This window comes from Streptomyces sp. LUP47B (assembly GCF_001746295.1).
In the GTDB taxonomy this organism is placed as follows: Bacteria; Actinomycetota; Actinomycetes; order Streptomycetales; family Streptomycetaceae; genus Streptomyces.
This window is the reverse complement of the sequence record NZ_MJAH01000003.1, coordinates 611,534-629,852: the sequence shown is the minus strand read 5'-3', so window position 1 is coordinate 629,852 and position 18,319 is coordinate 611,534. Positions and strand designations below refer to the sequence as shown.

The following is an 18,319-nucleotide window of genomic DNA, read 5'->3' as shown; positions in this document are numbered from 1 at the left end:
GGGGCGGGAGGAACCGGGGGCGCGGCGCGCAGTCAGGGCAGGACAGGAGGTGCCGCGCCCCCGGATCTGAAGGGGTCAGACCGGCGGGGCGACGAACACGCCGGGGTCGACGTCGTTGAACGACTCCTTGGCGACGAGTTCGTTCATCGGGTTGGCCGTGCCCCACTGGTCGGCGACCTCGGGCTGGGAGAAGTCGTAGACATGCGGGTGCCAGGTGTCCTCGTCGACGAGCTCCAGCTCGGTCGTGTACTCGACGGTGTTGCCGTGCGGGTCGAGGAAATAGGTGAACGTGTTGTCGCCCGCCGTGTGCCGGCCGGGGCCCCAGACCTTGTGGACTCCGGCCCGCAGCAGGCGTCCGGTGCCACGCAGGTACTCGTCGACGCCGCGCATCTCGAAGGAGACGTGGTGCACGGAGGTGTGCGGGCCCTGCGCGACGGCCATCGAGTGGTGCTGGTTGGAGATCCGCATGAAGTGCATGACCTCGCCCATGTGCGGCGAGCTGAGCGTGTCGGTCAGGCGGAAGCCGAGGTGGCGCTCGTACCACTCCCGAGTCCTGTTCAGATCAGGGGAGTTGAGGACGACGTGGCTCAGCCTGACCGGGATCGACTCCTTCTCCTCGATCCTGCGGTGCCGGCGGGCCTCGACGTCCGCGGAGACCTCGACCGTACGGCCGTCGACATCGAAGAAGCGGAAGCCGTAGCCGCCTCCGGGGGTGTCGACCTTGCCCGGCTGCGAGATCAACTGCACACCACCTGCGAGGAGTTGCTCGGCGAGAGTGTCCACGTCGGCCGGGTTCGCGGCGCCGTAGGAGACGAGGTCGAGGCGCTTCTCCTCGGCCTTGCGCAGCCGGACGACGTACTGCTCAGGGCTGCCCTCGGCGGCCAGGAAGGAGATCCCGGAATCCTCGGCGACCTTGGTCAGGCCCCAGACGCCGGCATAGAAGTCGAGCTGTTTGTCGTAGTCGGGTACGGCGAGGTCGACGTGGCGGAGGTGGGTCAGCAGACGTGCACTCATGATGGGTTTCCTCCTGTGGGGGCAGGCGTGGGGTCAGGCGAGCGTGGGGGTCAGGTGAGCCGCAGCAGCGCTGCCGCGTTGCCCCCGCGTACGGCGTGGAAGTCGGCTTCGGGCAGGTGGGCGGAGCGCAGTGCCCCGACGGGGTCTTCGGTGCCCATGTCGAAGGGGAAGTCGGAGCCGATCAGGACCCGGTCCGCGCCCGCGGCGGCGATGAGCGCGCGCAGGACGTGGGGGTCGTGGACGAGGGAGTCGAAGTAGAGCCGCTTGAGGTAACTGCTGGGCAGCTGGGCGCAGTCGGTGCCCGCGTCGGCGCGGACGGACCAGGCGTGGTCGGCGCGGCCGATGTGGGTGGGGAGGTAGCCGCCGCCGTGCGCCGCGATCAGTTTCAGTCCCGGATGGCGGTCCAGGACCCCGGAGAAGATCAGGTGGGACAGCGCGACCGCGTTCTCGGTGGGCTGGCCGACGGTGTTGGACAGGTACCACCGGTCCAGCCGCTCGTCGAGGGTGCAGCCGAACGGGTGCAGGAAGAGCACCGCGCCGGTTTCCTCGGCCCGCCGCCAGAAGGGCTCGTAGGCCGGGTCGGACAGCTCGCGGTCCGGCGAGTGGCTGGAGATCTCCACACCCAACAGACCAAGTTCCAGGGCGTGTTCGAGTGCCGCGACGGCCAGGTCGGGGTGGTGCAGCGGGACCAGGCCAAGCCCTTTGAGTCGGTCCGGTGCGGCCGAGCAGTGCGCCGCCGTGCCCTCGTTGGCCAGCCGGCACACCTTGTCGGCGGTCGCCTCGTCCGTCCAGGGGTGGTAGTGCGACGGGGACGGGCTGACCAACTGCACATCGACGCCCTGGGCGTCCATCGCGGCCAGCCGCACGTCGGCGTCGGTGAGCCGGGGGATCCGCTCGCGCACCATGGGCCCGTTGACGGCGAGCGCGGCCGGTCCGTTGCGGCGGGCGTCGAGTGCCCTCGCTTCGGCGAGGCCCGGCGAGCCGTCCACGAGTGCCTCGATCGCGGGCAGCAGGACGTGGGCGTGCACATCGACCGTGGGCCAGGGGTACGGGTCGGTGCTCGTCGTGGGCTGGTGGCCGGGTGCCAGGTGGGAGGTCACGGCAAGTCCCTGAGCATGGTCGACATGCGGTTGACCAGGCCGGGCACATCGGCGTCACGCACTCCGTCGAGCTGCCACTGACCGATCTGCATGGAGGCGTCCACCACCGGGCGCACCCGCGAGATGCGGCGCTCGTAGTACGTCTGGAACAGCTGGTCGTCCCAGTCGTCCGTGCCGGTGAGCAGCTCGGCGAGAACCAGCGCGTCCTCCAGGGACATCGCGGCGCCCTGAGCCAGGGTGGGCGGGCAACTGTGGGCCGCGTCACCGATCAGCACGACCCGTCCGCGATGCCAGGAGCCCTCCACCAAGAGCCGGTGGTACCACGTGTAGTTGACCTTCGCCGGATCGTCGATGTGCTTGACGATCTCGGTCCAGTGGCCGCCGTACCCCTGCACGAGGCCGCGCATCTCGTCGGCGTAGCTCTCGGGGGGTATGGACGCGCGATCGCGGTTGGCCTCGACCGCGTAGGCGTAGATGGTGTCCTGACTGGTGGGGCAGTAGCCGGCGATGTAGGCGGGACCGCCGTAGGCGAGGTCGGTCCGCTCCAGGCCCTCGGGACGGGGAGCGGCGATGCGCCAGATCGCCATACCGGTCGGCACGGGACGGTCGGGGATGCCGATCGCGTCTCGTGTGCTCGATCCCATGCCGTCCGCGGCGATCACCAGGTCGTAGCGGCTCTCGCTGCCGTCGGTGAAACGCACCCGCACGCCGTCGGCGTCCTGGTCGAAGCTCTCGGCTCGGGTGCCGAGCCGCACCGAGGCGCCGCTCGCCCGGACGGCGTCGATGAGGATGCACTGCAACTGCGGCCGCTGCATGCCGACGGTGGCGGGCAGGTCGTCACCGCCGGTGCGGATGTCCTCCACGACGTGCAGGACGGTGCCGTCAGGGCCGGTGATGCCGAGCGATCCGAAGCCGAACCCGGAGGCCTGCACCTGCTCCCACACGCCCAGTTCACGCAGGACCCGCAGGGCGTTGCCCTGGACGGTGATGCCGGAACCCGCGGTGGCGTTCCAGTCCTCCCTGGCCTCGATGAGGTCGACGGTCAGTCCGGCCCTGCGGAGCAGGATCGTGGCGGCGTTGCCGGCCGATCCGCCGCCGACGACCAGGACGGTGCGGGGTGTTCTCATGGGAAGTCCTTTGTTCCTCTAGTTGCTCCGGGCGAGGGTGTTCCTCTGGTTGCTCCGGGCGAGGGTGTTCCTCTGTGTGGGCTGGGCGAGGGCTACTTGACGGCGATCGGGTTGACGGGAGAGCCGACGGCGCCGGTGATCGGGAGGGGGGCGGCGGTGAGCCAGAACTCGTACACGCCGTCGGCCGCGCAGTCCGCGGCGAGGGCGTCGAGGTCCCACATCTCGCCGATCAGCAGGCCCATGTTGGGGATGACGACCTGGTGCAGTGGCTGGAAGGCGTGCTCGAACTCGTTGGGCCTGACCTCGAAGCCCCAGGTGTCGGTGGCGATGGCGGCGATCTCCGTGCGGTGCAGCCAGCCGGCCGTGGTGAACGACAGGCCGGGCGCCGCGCCGCCCGCGTAGTCGCCCCAGCCGTCGCGGCGGACCCTGGTGAGCTGCCCTGTGCGTACGACGACGATGTCCCCGCGGCCGACCCACACCCCGTGGGCGGCGGCGGTCCGGATGAGGTGTTCCTCGGTGACGGCGAAAGCGTCGGGCAACTCGCCGTTCCGCCCGTGGACTTGGCCGACGTCCAGCAGCACGCCGCGCCCGGCGACGTGCGGCGCCATGTGCTCGATGCCGGTGACCAGGTCGCCGTCGGAGGTGACGACCTTCTCGGCCGCCCGGCCGTTCCACGCCTTGCCGTGGTCGAAGATGTGCCCCAGGCCGTCCCACTGGGTCGAGCACTGCAGCGGCATCGCGATCACGTCGTCGGCGCCGCCGATGCCGTGCGGGAAGCCCTGGTTGCCGAGGGCGGCGTCGGTGCCGGTGTCGAGCATGGTGTGCACCGGGTTGGTGCGGCGTCGCCAGCCCTTCTGCGGGCCGTCCATGTCGAACCGCTGCGACAGCGAGAAGCTCACGCCCCGCCGGACGAGGGCGGCGCCCTCGCGGCGCTTGCCCTCGTCGAGGAAGTTGAGGGTGCCGAGGACGTCGTCCTCGCCCCAACGGCCCCAGTTGGAGTACGCCTTGGCGGCCTCGGCTATCGCGCCTTCGGGGTCGTACCGGTTCATGAGGCCTTCTCCCCGATACACCGGGTGCGCTGGGCGCCCAGCCCGGTGATGGAGCCGTCCATGACGTCGCCGTCGCGCAGCAGCCGCCCCCAGTGGATGCCGTTGCCGGCCGGGCTGCCGGTCAACACGAGGTCGCCGGGCAGGAGTCGGGAAGTCCGGGAGATGTACGACACCAGCCTGGCGACTCCGAAGAGCATGTCCTTGGTGGACTCGTCCTGCATGGTGTCGCCGTTGAGTCTGAGCGTGACCCGTAGATCGCCGGGGTCGGCGATCGACTCGGCGGGCACGATCCACGGGCCGAGGGGGGTGAAACCGGGGGCGTTCTTGCTGCGCAGCCAGTCGGTGCCGATGGCGGGCATGTCCCGGCGGAAGACGGTGGCCCGGTCGGTGAGGTCGTTGGCGATGGTGTAGCCGGCGACGTACTCCAGCGCCTCTTCCGTGGACACCCGGTAGGCGGGTTTGCCGATGACGGCCGCCAACTCCAGTTCCCAGTCCGGCTTTTCGGCCCAGTCAGGAAGGTGCACGTCGTCGTACGGCCCGGTGATCGCGCTGGGCAGCCCGATGAACACGTACGGCAGGTCCTCGGCCGCCCGCCGGTCCATGACCGCGGCGATCTCCTCGCGTGCCTCCTCGACCGTGCGGGGGTCGTCGGGGGCGCGGTGGGCGACCTCCAGGTCGATCACGTGCTGCCGGTAGTTCGCACCCGACTGGAAGACCTGCCGGGGCTCCACCGGAGCGTGCGCCCGCAAGTCCCCGAGGGGCTGGCAGGCGGCCTTGTCGTCCCTGGCGAGGGCGTACAGGCGGGGCGTGGCCTCGGCCCAGCTCTCGAGGAGTGTGCGGGTGGTCAGCTCCCGCTCGCCGAAGGCGGCGCGCAGGTCGAGGGCGCGGCCGTCCGGCGTGACGAGAGCGGGGAACGGGACCCCGTCAGGGGCGGAGAGAGTACCGAGGGCAAAAGGTCCGGCGAAAGGGACGGACGTGGCTGCGGGTTTCACGAACGTGTCCTCCTGATTGCGATGGGACTAATCTGGCCGCAGCCCTTGGGATAAGGGAAATCGATTATCTGGATGACAGTCATCCGTCGGACTTATCCTGTCGACGCCCTCGCACGCTGGAGTGCCGCCGTGAACCTGGCAAGCCTTGATCTCAATCTGGTCGTCGCCCTGCGCGCCCTGCTCGAGGAGCGCAACGTCACCAGGGCCGGCCGGCGGGTCGGTCTGAGCCAGCCCGCGATGAGCGGCGCGCTCGCCCGGCTGCGCCGGCACTTCGACGACGACCTGCTCGCCCGCGTGGGAGGGCACTACGAACTGACGGCACTCGGACAAGTACTGCTCGACCGCACCTCCACCGTCTGCGACCAGCTGGAACGCCTCTTCACCAGCCAGGCCGCCTTCGATCCGGCGACGGAGTCCCGCGAATTCACCCTCGGCGTCAGCGACTACTCGGTGGCCGTCTTCGGGGCCGAGCTCACCCGGATCCTCGACCGCGAGGCGCCCGGTGTCCGCGTGCGCTTCGTCCAGATCCCGCCCCGCATCACCGAGGTGGCCGGTGCCGTGCTGAGCAGCATGGACGGCGTGGTCATGCCGCACGGCATCATCAGCGACTTCCCCGTCACCGACCTGTACGAGGACGGCTGGGTCTTCCTCGTCGCCGAGGACAACCCCGAGGTGGGCGACGGTCTCTCCCGCGACGACCTGGCGCGCCTGCCGTGGGTGACCTATCTGCGCGCCTACGACACCCCTGCGGTCCACCAGCTCGGCATGCTCGGCATCGAACCGCGGGTGAGCGTCTCCGTCGACAGCTTCACTGTGCTGCCCTTCCTGGTCGCGGGCACCCACCGGATCGCCCTCGTCCCGGCACTCCTCGCCGAACGCCTGCGCGGCACCGCACCGGTACGCATCATGACGCCGCCCTACGAGACCGTCCCGCTGCGGGAGGCGCTGTGGTGGCACCCCGTCCACACCCACGACGCCGCGCACATCTGGCTGCGGGAGACCGCCGCCCGCGTGGCGTCGGCGGTGCGGGCAGACCCCATCCGCGGCACGGATGACGAGGATCCGGCAGTGCGATCACGTAAGGGCTAGTCGCCGGGAACGGCCTGGCTCATAGTCGGGGCAGTCCCCGACGCCCGCTGTCCAGGGCGTGTCCCCTCCGGTGCGCCGGTGCCCCGCTGCGTGGCCCAAGGGCAGCGGTTCTGCGCCGCACCCCTGCCACCATCCGTGGAGTTCGGCATGTCCAGACCCATGTCCCCGCCCGCGCCCGCCGACAGCCTGCGCCCGAATACCGAGAACGCGGGGCCGCTGCGCGCCGTGCTCCTGATGGCGGGCAGCTGTCTGCCGGTGCTGGGCGCCGTCCTGCTCGCGCCGGTCCTGCCGAAGATGCAGGACCACTTCGCGACCGTGCCCGGAGTGAAGACCCTCGTCCCGATCGTCCTGACCATCCCCGCCCTCGCGCTCGCGCTGCTCGCCCCCTTCGCGGGCGTCATCGTGGACCGCCTCGGCCGGGTACGGCTGCTCGTCGCGGCGACGATCCTGTACGCACTGCTCGGCACCGCCCCGCTGTGGCTGGACTCGCTCGGCGCCATCGTGATCAGCCGGGTGCTGGTCGGCATCGCCGAGGCGGCCATCATGACCTGCTGCACCACGCTGATCGGTGACTACTACAGCGGTCGGACGCGCGAACGCTACCTGGCCCTGCAGACCATGTGCGCCTCCATCTCCGCCACCGCGTTCTTCGTCATCGGCGGCGCCCTCGGCTCGGCGGGCTGGCGCGCACCCTTCTGGATCTACGCCGTAGGCCTGCTGCTGGCCCCCGCCATGGCGCTCACCCTGTCCAGGCCCGGGCCTGCCGGCGCCGCGGAAACCGCGGAACCCGCGGGCGAGAAGCGGCCGTTCCCCGTGCGCCTGCTGGCGGGCATCTGCGCACTCACCGTGTTCGGCGCGATGGTCTTCTACACGGTGCCCGTCGAGATGTCCTACCTGCTCGACGACCTGGGCGTGAAGTCCACCGGCGTCATCGGCCTGGCCACCGCGGTCGCCAGCGCCGCCACCGTGGTCGGTTCCATCACCTTCACCAGACTGTCCGGCAGCCCGGACCGCAGGCTGCCCCTGATCTTCGCCCTGTGCGCGACCGGTTTCGTGGTGATCGCTCTGGCGAACAGCCCGGTGATCGTGATCGTCGGCGCGGTGCTCAACTGCCTCGGCACCGGGATGCTGTTGCCCTCGCTGCTGACCATCGCGATGTCCAAGCTCAGCTACGCCGACCGGGGCCGCGGCACCGGTCTGTGGACGGCCGCCTTCTTCGCGGGCGAGTTCATCTGCCCGCTCATCGTGATCGGCCTGGAATCGGCCGCCGGCAGCATGGCCCACGCCGTCGGCATCCTCGGTCTCGCCTCGGCCCTGGTCGCCGGCGGGCTATTGCTCGGCCGTCGCCGGTAGGCGTTGTTCCGCCCCCGAGGGATCCGGCGGGCGCACGCCGCTCAGGCCCCACCCCACAACGAGACAGGCCCCCCGTCACGGCATCACAACGCACCCGGATTCCACGACATGTCCTCGATGACATCCGCCTTCGGGAACCTGAAGGCCATGGCCCGGTACAGCTGTTCGCGACAGTCCCGGCGGACCCTACCGATTGAGTTGACGTGGCGTTTCTCATCAACGTCTGCCGTGACCGATGAGTTTTGTGCGGATCCGTGGTCGATACGGCTGGAACACCGACAGCGGTGGGCCTGTGCTGGGAACGTTCCAGCGCGGGAGGAAACAGATGGAGGCTGTGATGAGCGTCGACGACTCCGACCAGGGGCACGCGATCCGGACGGGCGCGCAGGGGGCGCGGGTGAGCGGTCCCAGGGTGTTGGTGGCGGGGGCGAGCATCGCGGGACCCGCGCTGGCCCACTGGCTGCGCCGGTGGGGGGCTGAGGTGACCGTGGTCGAGCGGGCTCCCGAGCTGCGTCCGGGCGGGCAGGCGGTGGACGCGCGCGGGATCGCCAAGGAGGTCATCGGGCGCATGGGGCTGGACGCGGCAGTGCGCGCGGCGTGCACCGACACCGCCGGCGCGCACACCGTGGATTCGGACGGGCAGGTGCTGGAGACCTTCCGTGCCGATGACCACGGTGGCGACGGATTCATCGCGGACATCGAGATCCTGCGCGGGGACCTGTCCCAGGTGCTCTACGACGACACCCGCGACGGCGTCGAGTACATCTTCGGCGACCGTATCGCCCAGCTCGCCCAGGACGCGGACGGGGTCGACGTGGTCTTCGCGGGCGGCAACCGGCGGCGCTTCGACTTGGTGGTCGGGGCGGACGGGCTGCACTCGGAGCTGCGAGCGATGGTCTTCGGGCCGCATGAGCGGTACCTCCGCCACCTCGGGCAGGTGCTGGCCTTCTACAGTGTGCCCAACGAGTTCGGACTGGACCGCTGGCTGCTGGAGTACCAGGATCAGGAGTCCGGGCGCTCCGCCCTCCTGCGGCCCATCCAGGACGCCACCCGGGCGATGGCCATGTTCTACTTCGCCTCCGCTGACTTCAACGTCGACCACCGTGACGTCGCGGCCCAGAAGGTCCAACTGCGGGAGCGGTTGGCGGGCCTGGGCTGGTTGACCTCGGACATCCTCGCCCACCTGGACGACACTCCGGACTTCTACCTCGACCAGGTCGCCCAGGTGGTGATGGACGGCTGGTCGAGTGGACGGGTTGGGTTGCTCGGGGACGCGGCGTTCAGCTCGTCGCCGATGTCCGGGCAGGGCACGGGGCTGGCCCTGGTCGGCGCCTACGTGCTGGCCGGAGAACTGGCCGCTGCCGGATGGGACCACGACGCCGGGTTCGCTCGCTACGAGGCGCGGATGCGCTCGTTCGTCGAGGCCAACCAGGAGATCGGCCGGTTGAACGCCCGCACCCGCGACGTCCCCGGGCCAGACGCCGAGCCGCGCCCCGATTTCGCCGGCGAATGGTTCACCGAGCTGGTCGGGCGCGCGATCAACGGCGTCGAGCTGCCCGACTACGCGGTGCCGGACTCCGCAGCCCCGGCCGGATCGCCGATCACCTCGTCGGCCAAGCCGTAGGTGTCACAGAACGTGTCGAGAGGGACCACGCTTCGGCAGGCCACATTCTGATTCGGCGCAGATCGCCGGTATGGCTCCCTGACCCGATGGATGAGAACGGACAGCTGCTGCTCAGCGCCTTGTCTCGTACCTGGTCAGGACCACGCCGCCGGGGCACGTCCGCGTCTCCACCAAATTCAGGTTCACCCAGCTGTCCAGCGCGGTGAAGAACGGCGTGCCGCCGCCCACCAGGACCGGATGGGAGGCGATGACGTACTCGTCGATCAGCCCGGCGCGCATGGCCGCCCCGGCGAGGGTTGCGCCGCCGATGTTCATGGGGTCGCCGTCCTCGGCCTTGAGCCGGGTGATCTCGGCGATCGCGTCGCCGGTGACCAGGCGGGTGTTCCAGTCGACCTTGTCGATCGTCGAGGAGAACACCACCTTCGGCGTGTCCCGCCAGTTCCGTGCGAACTCGATCTGCGCCGGGGTGACGCCCGGCTGCTGGTCACCGGTCGGCCAGTAGGAGCTCATCGCCTCCCACAGCTTGCGCCCGTACAGCGACAGGCCACTCGCCTGCTCGTGGTCGAGCCACCACTGGAACAGCTCGTGGCTCGGCGGTCCGCTCCAGCCGATGTCGTCCCCGGGCGCGGCGATGTAGCCGTCCAGGGTCAGATTCATGCCATAGATCAGTTTCCGCATGGCCCAGCCTTCCGTCCGTGGGTGTCCGGCGTACAGACCAGCGCGGCGCGAGAAACTCATCGGTGCACGATCTGGGCTCGCCGCTAGTACTCATGCTCGGGGCTCAGCGTGGTGCACTCGGCCGACGCGGGCAAGCCGCCTGATCTCGCCCTCGCCCTCACCTCGCGAGGAATGCGGCGGACTTGAGGCCGATCATGGGTGACAAGGCCGTGAGTGTGGCTGAGGAGCCAGGTGAGCGCTACCTGCCGGGGGGCGTCGAGCTCGGTCGCCCCGGACCCCAGGTACGGGGGGTCACGTCGGAAACCCAGTCGTAGGCGGGGTGGTCGGGAGGCCGCCGGACGACCACGGCCGCAGCTCGGCGAACAATCCCCTACTCGGTCTCGACCGGATGCCGCGCTCCGCCAGACATAACACCGCCTTGCTCTCCAGGAGCGTCTTGCGGGTGCCCCATCTCTTCGACGGTGCAGTGGAACTGCTCCAGCTGCGCGGACAGCTGACAGGCCGGTCAGTGTTCCCAGACGTCGGCCCCGCCACCGCGCCATTCGATGAGCCCAGATCGGGCGACGTCCATCTCGTCCCAGTCCTGCAAGCCGGCTTCTTGGACGAAAGCGGCGATGTCGAGGAGCCCGTAGGCGATCCCGACGAAGTGGTCGCCTATCCGGACGCGTCGGCCTCCGTCTTCAGTGGGCGGGTATACGACGACGGGCTGATCAGACGCCATAGAGCCAGCGTGCCGTCGGCGCGGTTGGGCTGCGCGGTGGGGTGCGCCAGTTGGGGGACGCTCCTCGGTGTAGGTGTTCAGCTGCGCAGGCGGCTGTCTTGGAGCGTTCTTCACGCACTCCGGCCGGAGGAAGTCGTCAAGGGTGTCGTCGTTGCGTGCCGCAACCTGACGTGTAGGATCTCGCGACTCGTGGCACGGAGCGCTGCCCTGACCACGAAGTTTCGGGCGTGCCTCACAGCGTGTCCCTCATCCTCGCGGTCTCAGCTCCCCCTGGTATTTCCTCGGCCCGGCATCGGGCCTGTGCGCAAGGATGAGGCCGTGCTGCCCTACGCGTACCGCGTCACCAAGTACGACCCCCCGACCGCGACTGGGCACTTCGTGAGCACCCAGGGTGAGCGCTCCGACCAGCCTGACTCCGAGTCGTGGCCGACCATTGGGCCATGCAATCTCAGCTCCCCCAAGCCGGTTCAAGCACCAAGTCCTTTCCGCTGTTGTGCAAGTCAGTCGGCGTGTCATCGGATGCGGTCCAAGGTTTTCTGGGACCTGAGCGTGCCAAGATGCCGAAGGGCACGAGCGCCAGCACGTCGACGGGGCAGGAGCCAGCCATGATCAGCGGTGCACACGTCATCCTCTACAGCCACGACGCCGAGGCGGATCGCGCCTTTCTCAGTAACGTTCTCGGCTTTCCCGGCGTCGACGCGGGTGGCGGCTGGCTCATCTTCAAGCTGCCCCCAGCCGAGGTGGCCGTCCATCCAACCGACGGCCCGCCGCAGCACGAGTTCTACTTGATGTGTGACGATCTTGACGCCCAGCTCGGCGAGCTCCGCGCACAGGGGATCGAGATCACCCGCCCGGTCAGTGAGCAGCGTTGGGGCAAACTGACTGCGGTTCGCCTCCCCAGCGGCGCCGAACTCCCGCTGTATCAACCGCTGCACCCCATCGCCCACAGCCTGTGACCTCACGGCGCCCAGCCCAGCCTGACGCATCTCGCGCCGGCCATGGCGCATCGGCAGCTTCGCCACCTCAGCGGGGCCGTCCGCAACGCACATCACGATCGCAGCGGTTGGTAACGCTGCGACCAGTGCGCGACGCTGGGATGTTGTGTCGTCGGACTTGAGTCGCCGCAGGTCAAGGCGCCGCAACAGATCAGCTTCGGTTGCAGGTTGTCACTGCTACCCCAGTACGCCCGGCTGCTCACGCGACAGGACATGCCCCGCCACGGCCGGTAGCATCCGCGCGCTCACACCTGTTCGCTCGAACTCGAGCACCCTTCGGCGGCGGTCCCACCCCCGATCACGATGACGGGCCGGCCAGCCCGTCGGGAACCCCTCCCGAGCCGGTCCTTCTGTCTGCGCGCCCCAGAGCCCCCGGACGGCTCCCCCGGTGAGCGCCGTGGGAAATGTCGATCTAGCCTCCGAAATGAGCGCTTGGTGATCTTTGACGGCGCGCTCCATTCGACTCCAGGAGGACAAATGCGCAAGCTTCACAAGGCCGCTGTCGCGGTCGCCATCATCAGTGGATTCAGCTTCATGGGCGTCGGCCCTGCCACCGCCCAGGCTGCGGGAGGCTCGCATGGCGGCGGGTGCAAGTCCCACGACCTCAACATCGACATCCTCGGCGAAGTGAACCTCCTCGGCGGCCTCGCCGGCAACCTGATCAACGGCGAGGGCAGCCCGGGTGCACAGAGCACCGACATCGGTTCGGACTGCGGGCACGGCTGGTAAAGACACTCCATGACCCACTGAACCGGCTTCCGCCGCCCGGGCGCGGAACCCCTGCACCCGCCCGGCCGTCAGTGGCCGCTTGCGTTCATCTCGAGGTGAGGCCAGAGGCCCCGGACCACGGTCGGTCCGGGGCCTTCTGCCCGTCGGCCCCGGCAGGCACTTGGACCGGCGGAACCCGCTTCCGGAGGCGTCGTGCCCGACGGCGCCGCTTCCCTGCCGCTCCCGGCCGGCGACATCGTCGAACGCCTGTGGTGGCGTCGGGTCAGCAGCCGGAGGATGAAGGCGACCGAGACGGACACGACCTTCCGAGCATGCTGTCGTCCCCGCACGGTTTCCTGCTCAAGTAGACCCGACGTCCCAAGGGCAGCTCATGCCCGGAACACCCACGCCGCGCTCTACCTGGTGAGGTCGGCCGGTTTGTCGAGTCGCGTCAGCTTCTGCGGATTGGAGGTCGCGTAGATCCGGGTGATGCGCCCGTTCTCGACCACGATGCTGACCGCGGCCCGCCCCCTGTCGGATTCGATCCGGATGGCCGGGGCGCCGTTGAGCCACACTGTCGTGGTCTTGGAGGCGGCCCGGTCGGTGCCGGCGAGCATTGTCGCCACCAGACCGGCCCCGTGGACGGGGGCCAGTGCGGCGCCGGACAGCCCGCCGCCGTCAGCGATGAAGACCACGTCCGGCGCCATGATCTCCATCAGGTCCTGGATGCGCCCGGTGTGCAGCGCGGTGACGAACCGGGCCACCACGGCCTTGTGTTCCGACCGGCTCACGCTGACGCGTGACTGCCGAGCGGCGATGTGGCTCCGGGCCCGCCGGGCGATCTGGCGAACCGCAGCGGGGGTCTTGCCCACGGCCTCGGCGACCTCCTCGTACGGAATGTCGAAGACCTCGCGGAGCACGAACACGGCCCGCTCAGTGGGGCCGAGCGTTTCCAGCACGGTCAGCATCGCGATGGAGACGCACACAGACCCGGCAGCGCCTCGAACCCGGCTTGGCTCAGGAACGGGTGGTCGGCCCGGACGGGAGGAGGGGCGACCGGCGACCCCGGTCCGAGTTCCATTCGGTTCGGGGCAGCGGCATTGCTGGGGCCGTCGCCGCCGACGTCCTCCGTTTCGCACCCCTCACGTCAGAGCGGACAGCTCTTGGGCAATTTAGGCCGGAGTCAGCTGCTCCGCCCAGATGACCTTGCCTTCGCGGTTGTGCCTTGTGCCCCAGTGCTCGGTGAGCTGGGCGACGAGGAGCAGACCGCGGCCGCCCTCGTCGAAGACCCGGGCGCGACGCAGGTGTGGGGCAGTGCTGCTGGCGTCGGAGACTTCGCAGGTCAGAGCGGATTGAAGGATCATCCGCAACTGGATGGGGCTCTTGCCGTAGCGGATGGCGTTCGTCACCAGTTCGCTGACCACGAGTTCGGTGGTGAAGGCCATTTCTTCCAGCCCCCACGCGGTCAGCTGGCCGGATACGTGGTCGCGGGCCTCGGAGACGAACGCCGGGTCGCTGGGAAGGTCCCATGTGGCGACGTGATCGGCGTCGAGAGCCGCGGTTCGTGCCATGAGGAGGGCGACGTCGTCCGTGGGGCGGCTGGGCAGCAACGCGGCGAGCAGTTCGTCGCAGGTCTCCTCGAGTGACGCCGGTGCCCGGACGAGCACGTCGTGCAGCAGTGCGAGGGACGTCTCGAGGTCACGAGAGCGGCTCTTGACGAGGCCGTCGGTGTACAACACCAGCCGACTGCCCGGTGGCAGTTCGAACTGGGCGGTCTCGAAGGGGAGCCCGCCCAGGCCGAGAGGCGGGCCGATCGGCAGTTGCGGGAAGTCGACCGCGCGGGGTGCGGAGGCTGCGCCGTCGGCGGTCGGTGGAGTCACCACGGCGGGAGGAAGGTGTCCGGCGCTGGCCAGGGAACAGGTGCGGGAGACGGGGTCGTAGACCGCGTACAGACAGGTGGCGCTGATCTCGTCCGTGCCCCGTTCCTCCTCGCGCTGCATGCGGATGACCACGTCGTCGAGGTGGGTCAGCAGCTCGTCAGGGGTCAGGTCTATGTCCGCCAGAGTGCGCACGGCCGTCCGCAGCCGGCCCATGGTGGCCGCGGCATGCAGGCCGTGACCGATCACGTCGCCCACGACGAGTGCGACGCGGGCGCCGGAGAGCGGTATCACGTCGAACCAGTCCCCTCCCACGCCCGCCCGCGATCCGCTGGGCAGGTAGCGCGATGCCGTCTCGACCGCGGACTCGTCCGGCACATGGTGTGGCAGCAGGCTGCGTTGGAGGGTGAGCGCGGTGGAACGCTCCTGGGTGTAGCGACGGGCGTTGTCGATGTTCACCGCCGCTCTGGAAGCGATCTCCTGGGCCAGCAGCAACTCGTCGTCGTCGAAGGGCTCCGCCGTTTGACGGCGGAGGAACTGTGCGAGTCCCAGCGGGCTTCCGCGGGCCCACAGCGGGACCAGGAGCACCGCGCGCAGGCCCAGGGCGCGCAGCGCGAGCTCGTGGTCCGCCGACATCGCCAGCCATGGGGGAACGTCGTCGGCGGTGATGCTGAGCCGGGAAGGTTGTCCGGTGGCCAGTACGCGAGCCGGCTCCGAGTCTTCCGGGTAGGTGTGCGTCTGTCCTGTGCCGACCGCCGGGGCCGGGCAGCTGTCCGAGACGGCCTGGGCGATGCGGCGGAGCGTCGCGGGACTGGACGGCGGGTATGTCCCCTCCTCCTGGAGGGCGGAGGACAGGAGGTCGACGGTGACGTGGTCGGCGAGGTGGTCGGCACCGACATCCGCCAGTTCCTGCGCGGTGCGGGTGGTGTCCAGGGTGGTACCGATCCGTGCCCCGGCCTCGTTGATCGTGATCAGGCGCCGCTGCAGCCAGCGGTCGCGTTCCCTCTGGTAGGCGGCGACAGCGTGTTCCGCCGTGCGATCGACGTACTCGAAGGCCATCGCGCTCAGGGTGAGAGTCGTCGCGTTGATCAGCTCCTGGGACCCGGCGACACGGGCCGTTTCCGCATAGAGCTGATCAAGCATGTCTGCGTGGACGAGCCGATAGATGCGAAGGAGTTCGCTGATCGGCACCCCGTGCTCGGCGAGTCGGCAGGCGAACTCGATGGCGGCGGGGGGCGTCCTGACCTCGCTGATGTCGAGGTCGCGCTCGAGGAAGTCCAGAACGACCCCGATGTTTTCGGACAACGCCAGCGGCGCCACGGAGGCGATGTCCTCGTACTTCCACACCTCGGGGAGCTCGTCGATCAGATGGCGCAGGAGGGCGTCGACCAATTGATCCGCTCGGGGTGCGAGGCCCCGAGCGAGATCGCTGAGGAAGGCATGGGTGTCGGTTCCCATACTCAAAAGGTACGCCTGGCCTGGGCGACGGGCCGTGTCGGCCAGAGCCAGCTGGAATGCGCTCGCACGCCGTCGGCCAGGGACGCGTCGTCCGTTTACCGCGGCCGTCGGCGATGCCGCGCATGGTCTTGCGCAGGAACTTTCCCGAGCGGGTTTTTGGGCGGGACGGCCGCGGCCGTGACGTCCACGAGAGAGGCGACGGCGCCGATGCGCTCGCCCCCGAGCTAAGCCCAGGTCGCCGCAGGCATACGCGGATCCGGGCGGCGTACGCGCGGGGGTTGCGGACGAAGCTCGCAGGGTCGTCCTGCACGCGCGGTGGCACGCTCCCGTATGGATCGCAAGATCGCGGGAGAACCGTGATCGCCGACCCGCAGGACGCGAACAGGCCGAGCCACTGTGACCGTTGGAGGGCGCGCGGGACATCCGCAGTATCTGGGCCTGTGACGGCGGCGCAGGGCAAAGTAACTGGCAGCAGGTGTCCGCCGACTCCTGCTCATGTTGGTGTGGGGCGAAAAGCCTGCCAGACGCCTGATGTTCGATGGTTCGCTCGTGGAACGCGTTGGTCATGCGGCGCGATGACGGGCTGTCAGAGCGGCGTCAATCTGGTCGCGAATGTCGGCGAGGACAGCGTCGTCGCTGCGATGCAGGTACACGGTGGCAGTCGTGCTGATGTGGATGATCGCGGTGACCACGCGCGCCAGCGTCGCCGCGTCGGCGGCGTCGATGGACTCGCCGCGAGTGAGCAGGCCGGTCACGGCGTCCTCAAGGCGGGCCGAAAGAGCGAGACCCGCCCGCCGGTAGGGCTCATCCGGATCGCCGAAGACCAGCTCGTGCAAGTACGTGCGGCCATTCTCGGTCTGCTCCCTGATACAGGCGACCACAGGCCGTATGAGAGCTACGACCGGCTCTGGCAGAGCCTGCCCCAACGCGGCGTTCGCGGCAGCGAGGCCCTCGTCGATGGCGTCGGCGAACTTGTCGTTCTGCACCATGATCAGCAGCTCCGCCTTCGTGGACGCGTACAGGTACAGGGTGCCGATCGCGACATCGGCACGCTCGGCGACCTGCTGCGTCGTGACCCCGTTGACGCCGTGTTCGGCGAACAGCTCGCGAGCTGCGGTCATGATGCGCTCGATCTTTTCCTTCTTGGCCCGTTCTCGGCGCCCTGTCGGCATCTGACCGCGTCCCATGAAGCGTCCCCTCCCTTGACAGAATTCTGAATCCACTCATAATTGAGTATACTCGGCTTGGTCGAGTGGAGAGAGACCTGGGGAAGGCATTCCGCAGACGGGGCCCCACCCGGGCATACCTGAACAACTGACATGACTGCCGCGTCTGGCCGTCGCAAGCCTCAGCGGCAAGATCCGTAAGCGGGCGGAGCAGCTCGACGTGACGTACGAGTTCCTGTTCATGCACACCGCCGACCACCGGTCTCGCCAGATCATCGCGCTCGTCGACCAAGAGGTGGTCCGGTCGGCCGTGGGAACGGTGCCCGGTTTCGGACCAGACGGGCACGGGCTGCAGTCGTGTCCAAGGGCGGCATCCCGAGGCGAGGCCATTGATCACCCCCGACATCCACCCCCCCGACCGCGACGGGCGGCCCGGCCCCCCGACACCAAACGAGCAAGGAAAACCCTCATGAGCACCAACGGCACTGGCACCCCGAACGAATCCGTCATCACCTCCTACGCGAAAGCCCCGGCCCGCACCATCACCGCCGGCGGCGTCACCTACGCCTACCGCGAGCTGGGACCCAAGGGCGGCATTCCCGTCGTCTTCTTCGTCCACCTCGCCGCGACCCTGGACAACTGGGACCCGCGCATCATCGACCCCATCGCCAAGGGCCGTCACGTCATCGCCTTCGACAACCGCGGTGTCGGGGCGTCGACAGGCCAGGTGCCGGACAGTGTCGAGGCCATGGCCGACGATGCCTACACCTTCATCAAGGCGCTCGGGTTCGACAAGGTCGACGTCTTCTCGTTCTCCCTCGGCGGCATGGTCGCCCAGGCGCTGGTGGTGAAGCACCCCGAGCTCATCCGCAAGCTTGTCCTCACCGGCACCGGGCCCAAGGGCGGCAAGGACATCGACAAGGTTGTCGCCACCACGTACTGGGACACGCTGCGAGCCACCCTGACCCGGTCGGACCCCAAGGAGTTCCTCTTCTTCAACCGCAACTCCACCGGCAAGGCCGCCGCTCGCGCGTTCGTCAACCGGCTCAAGGAGCGCACCGTCGACCGCGACGCGAAGATCAAGTTCAAGGCGTTCCAGACGCAGCTGAAGGCGATCACGAAGTGGGGGCGCTCCACCCCGGACGACCTGTCGAAGATCACCCACCCGACGCTGATCGCCAACGGCGACAACGACCGCATGGTCCCCTCGGTCCTCTCCGAGGACCTGCACCGGCGCATCAAGGGCAGCGAGCTGATCATCTACCCCGACTCCGGTCACGGCGGCATCTTCCAGTACTACGACGAGTTCGCCCCGTTCGCGGTCGAGTTCCTCGCCCGATGACCACCGTCTGGGGGGGAAGAGTCGGC

At 69.1% G+C, this 18,319-nt stretch carries 15 protein-coding genes and 1 pseudogene; 6 read left to right on the top strand and 10 right to left on the bottom strand.

Annotated elements, in window-relative coordinates; genetic code table 11:
* Positions 1-75: 75 nt before the first annotated feature.
* The 5 genes from BFN33_RS13365 to BFN33_RS13345 all read right to left on the bottom strand — a co-directional run bounded on the left by BFN33_RS13365 (position 76) and on the right by BFN33_RS13345 (position 5,282).
* Entirely contained in the window at positions 76-1,014 is a 939-nt protein-coding gene (locus tag BFN33_RS13365) for a VOC family protein (protein ID WP_069760163.1), read from the bottom strand.
* A 50-nt stretch (positions 1,015-1,064) separates the two neighbouring features.
* Complete coding sequence (locus BFN33_RS13360) at positions 1,065-2,114, bottom strand: amidohydrolase family protein (protein ID WP_069760162.1); 1,050 nt, start codon at positions 2,112-2,114, stop codon at positions 1,065-1,067.
* Positions 2,111-3,241, bottom strand: a complete 1,131-nt coding sequence (locus BFN33_RS13355) for an FAD-dependent oxidoreductase (protein WP_069760161.1) — start codon at positions 3,239-3,241, stop codon at positions 2,111-2,113. The genes BFN33_RS13360 and BFN33_RS13355 overlap by 4 nt, the downstream gene beginning before the upstream one ends.
* Positions 3,242-3,333: 92 nt before the next feature.
* Complete coding sequence (locus BFN33_RS13350) at positions 3,334-4,290, bottom strand: cyclase family protein (protein WP_069760160.1); 957 nt, start codon at positions 4,288-4,290, stop codon at positions 3,334-3,336.
* Positions 4,287-5,282, bottom strand: a complete 996-nt coding sequence (locus BFN33_RS13345; protein ID WP_069760159.1) for a fumarylacetoacetate hydrolase family protein — start codon at positions 5,280-5,282, stop codon at positions 4,287-4,289. The genes BFN33_RS13350 and BFN33_RS13345 overlap by 4 nt, the downstream gene beginning before the upstream one ends.
* Before the next feature lie 129 nt (positions 5,283-5,411).
* Between BFN33_RS13345 and BFN33_RS13340 the strand changes: the two genes are divergently transcribed.
* The 3 genes from BFN33_RS13340 (at position 5,412) to BFN33_RS13330 (ending at position 9,348) form a co-directional block, all read left to right on the top strand.
* On the top strand, positions 5,412-6,371 hold the full coding sequence (locus BFN33_RS13340; RefSeq protein ID WP_069760158.1) for a LysR family transcriptional regulator: 960 nt from the start codon (positions 5,412-5,414) through the stop codon (positions 6,369-6,371).
* Between the two features lie 147 nt (positions 6,372-6,518).
* A complete protein-coding gene (locus tag BFN33_RS13335; RefSeq protein ID WP_069760157.1) occupies positions 6,519-7,724 on the top strand; it encodes an MFS transporter in 1,206 nt (401 codons plus the stop codon).
* A gap of 337 nt (positions 7,725-8,061) precedes the next feature.
* On the top strand, positions 8,062-9,348 hold the full coding sequence (locus BFN33_RS13330; protein ID WP_079140819.1) for an FAD-dependent monooxygenase: 1,287 nt from the start codon (positions 8,062-8,064) through the stop codon (positions 9,346-9,348).
* Positions 9,349-9,459: 111 nt separating this feature from the next.
* Here the strand turns inward: BFN33_RS13330 and BFN33_RS13325 are convergent, their stop codons facing one another.
* Together BFN33_RS13325 and BFN33_RS13320 are read right to left on the bottom strand one after the other, a co-directional pair.
* Positions 9,460-10,026, bottom strand: a complete 567-nt coding sequence (locus tag BFN33_RS13325; RefSeq protein WP_069760156.1) for a dihydrofolate reductase family protein — start codon at positions 10,024-10,026, stop codon at positions 9,460-9,462.
* Between the two features lie 505 nt (positions 10,027-10,531).
* The gene (locus BFN33_RS13320) at positions 10,532-10,747 is read right to left on the bottom strand and encodes a hypothetical protein (RefSeq protein WP_069760155.1); all 216 of its coding nucleotides are present in this window, start codon (positions 10,745-10,747) and stop codon (positions 10,532-10,534) included.
* 440 nt (positions 10,748-11,187) lie between these two features.
* Between BFN33_RS13320 and BFN33_RS13315 the strand changes: the two genes are divergently transcribed.
* Together BFN33_RS13315 and BFN33_RS13310 are read left to right on the top strand one after the other, a co-directional pair.
* Positions 11,188-11,703 carry a VOC family protein gene (locus BFN33_RS13315; protein ID WP_256122741.1) on the top strand — a complete coding sequence of 172 codons (516 nt, stop codon included), beginning with the start codon at positions 11,188-11,190 and terminating at the stop codon, positions 11,701-11,703.
* Between the two features lie 516 nt (positions 11,704-12,219).
* Positions 12,220-12,471 (top strand): hypothetical protein, encoded by a 252-nt coding sequence (locus tag BFN33_RS13310; protein WP_069760153.1) that lies wholly within the window; start codon positions 12,220-12,222, stop codon positions 12,469-12,471.
* Between the two features lie 395 nt (positions 12,472-12,866).
* On the opposite strand, the pseudogene BFN33_RS13305 reads toward BFN33_RS13310, so the two are convergent.
* The 3 genes and pseudogenes from BFN33_RS13305 to BFN33_RS13295 form a co-directional block, all read right to left on the bottom strand.
* Positions 12,867-13,430, bottom strand: a pseudogene (locus BFN33_RS13305) (sigma factor-like helix-turn-helix DNA-binding protein); the annotation flags it as partial.
* Positions 13,431-13,622: 192 nt separating this feature from the next.
* Complete coding sequence (locus BFN33_RS13300; RefSeq protein WP_069760152.1) at positions 13,623-15,785, bottom strand: SpoIIE family protein phosphatase; 2,163 nt, start codon at positions 15,783-15,785, stop codon at positions 13,623-13,625.
* Between the two features lie 563 nt (positions 15,786-16,348).
* Entirely contained in the window at positions 16,349-16,972 is a 624-nt protein-coding gene (locus tag BFN33_RS13295) for a TetR/AcrR family transcriptional regulator (protein WP_069760151.1), read from the bottom strand.
* A 448-nt stretch (positions 16,973-17,420) separates the two neighbouring features.
* On the opposite strand from BFN33_RS13295, the gene BFN33_RS13290 reads away from it, so the two are divergent.
* A complete protein-coding gene (locus BFN33_RS13290; RefSeq protein ID WP_069760150.1) occupies positions 17,421-18,293 on the top strand; it encodes an alpha/beta fold hydrolase in 873 nt (290 codons plus the stop codon).
* Positions 18,294-18,319 lie beyond the last annotated feature (26 nt).

Bases quoted from the DNA above. Each gene is read 5' to 3' on its own strand.
- BFN33_RS13365 (WP_069760163.1), bottom strand. From the start codon at position 1,014: ATGAGTGCACGTCTGCTGACCCACCTCCGCCACGTCGACCTCGCCGTA.
- BFN33_RS13355 (WP_069760161.1), bottom strand. From the start codon at position 3,241: ATGAGAACACCCCGCACCGTCCTGGTCGTCGGCGGCGGATCGGCCGGC.
- BFN33_RS13350 (WP_069760160.1), bottom strand. From the start codon at position 4,290: ATGAACCGGTACGACCCCGAAGGCGCGATAGCCGAGGCCGCCAAGGCG.
- BFN33_RS13335 (WP_069760157.1), top strand. From the start codon at position 6,519: ATGTCCAGACCCATGTCCCCGCCCGCGCCCGCCGACAGCCTGCGCCCG.
- BFN33_RS13330 (WP_079140819.1), top strand. From the start codon at position 8,062: ATGAGCGTCGACGACTCCGACCAGGGGCACGCGATCCGGACGGGCGCG.
- BFN33_RS13325 (WP_069760156.1), bottom strand. From the start codon at position 10,026: ATGCGGAAACTGATCTATGGCATGAATCTGACCCTGGACGGCTACATC.
- BFN33_RS13320 (WP_069760155.1), bottom strand. From the start codon at position 10,747: ATGGCGTCTGATCAGCCCGTCGTCGTATACCCGCCCACTGAAGACGGA.
- BFN33_RS13315 (WP_256122741.1), top strand. From the start codon at position 11,188: ATGCAATCTCAGCTCCCCCAAGCCGGTTCAAGCACCAAGTCCTTTCCG.
- BFN33_RS13310 (WP_069760153.1), top strand. From the start codon at position 12,220: ATGCGCAAGCTTCACAAGGCCGCTGTCGCGGTCGCCATCATCAGTGGA.
- BFN33_RS13300 (WP_069760152.1), bottom strand. From the start codon at position 15,785: ATGGGAACCGACACCCATGCCTTCCTCAGCGATCTCGCTCGGGGCCTC.
- BFN33_RS13295 (WP_069760151.1), bottom strand. From the start codon at position 16,972: ATGGGACGCGGTCAGATGCCGACAGGGCGCCGAGAACGGGCCAAGAAG.
- BFN33_RS13290 (WP_069760150.1), top strand. From the start codon at position 17,421: ATGAGCACCAACGGCACTGGCACCCCGAACGAATCCGTCATCACCTCC.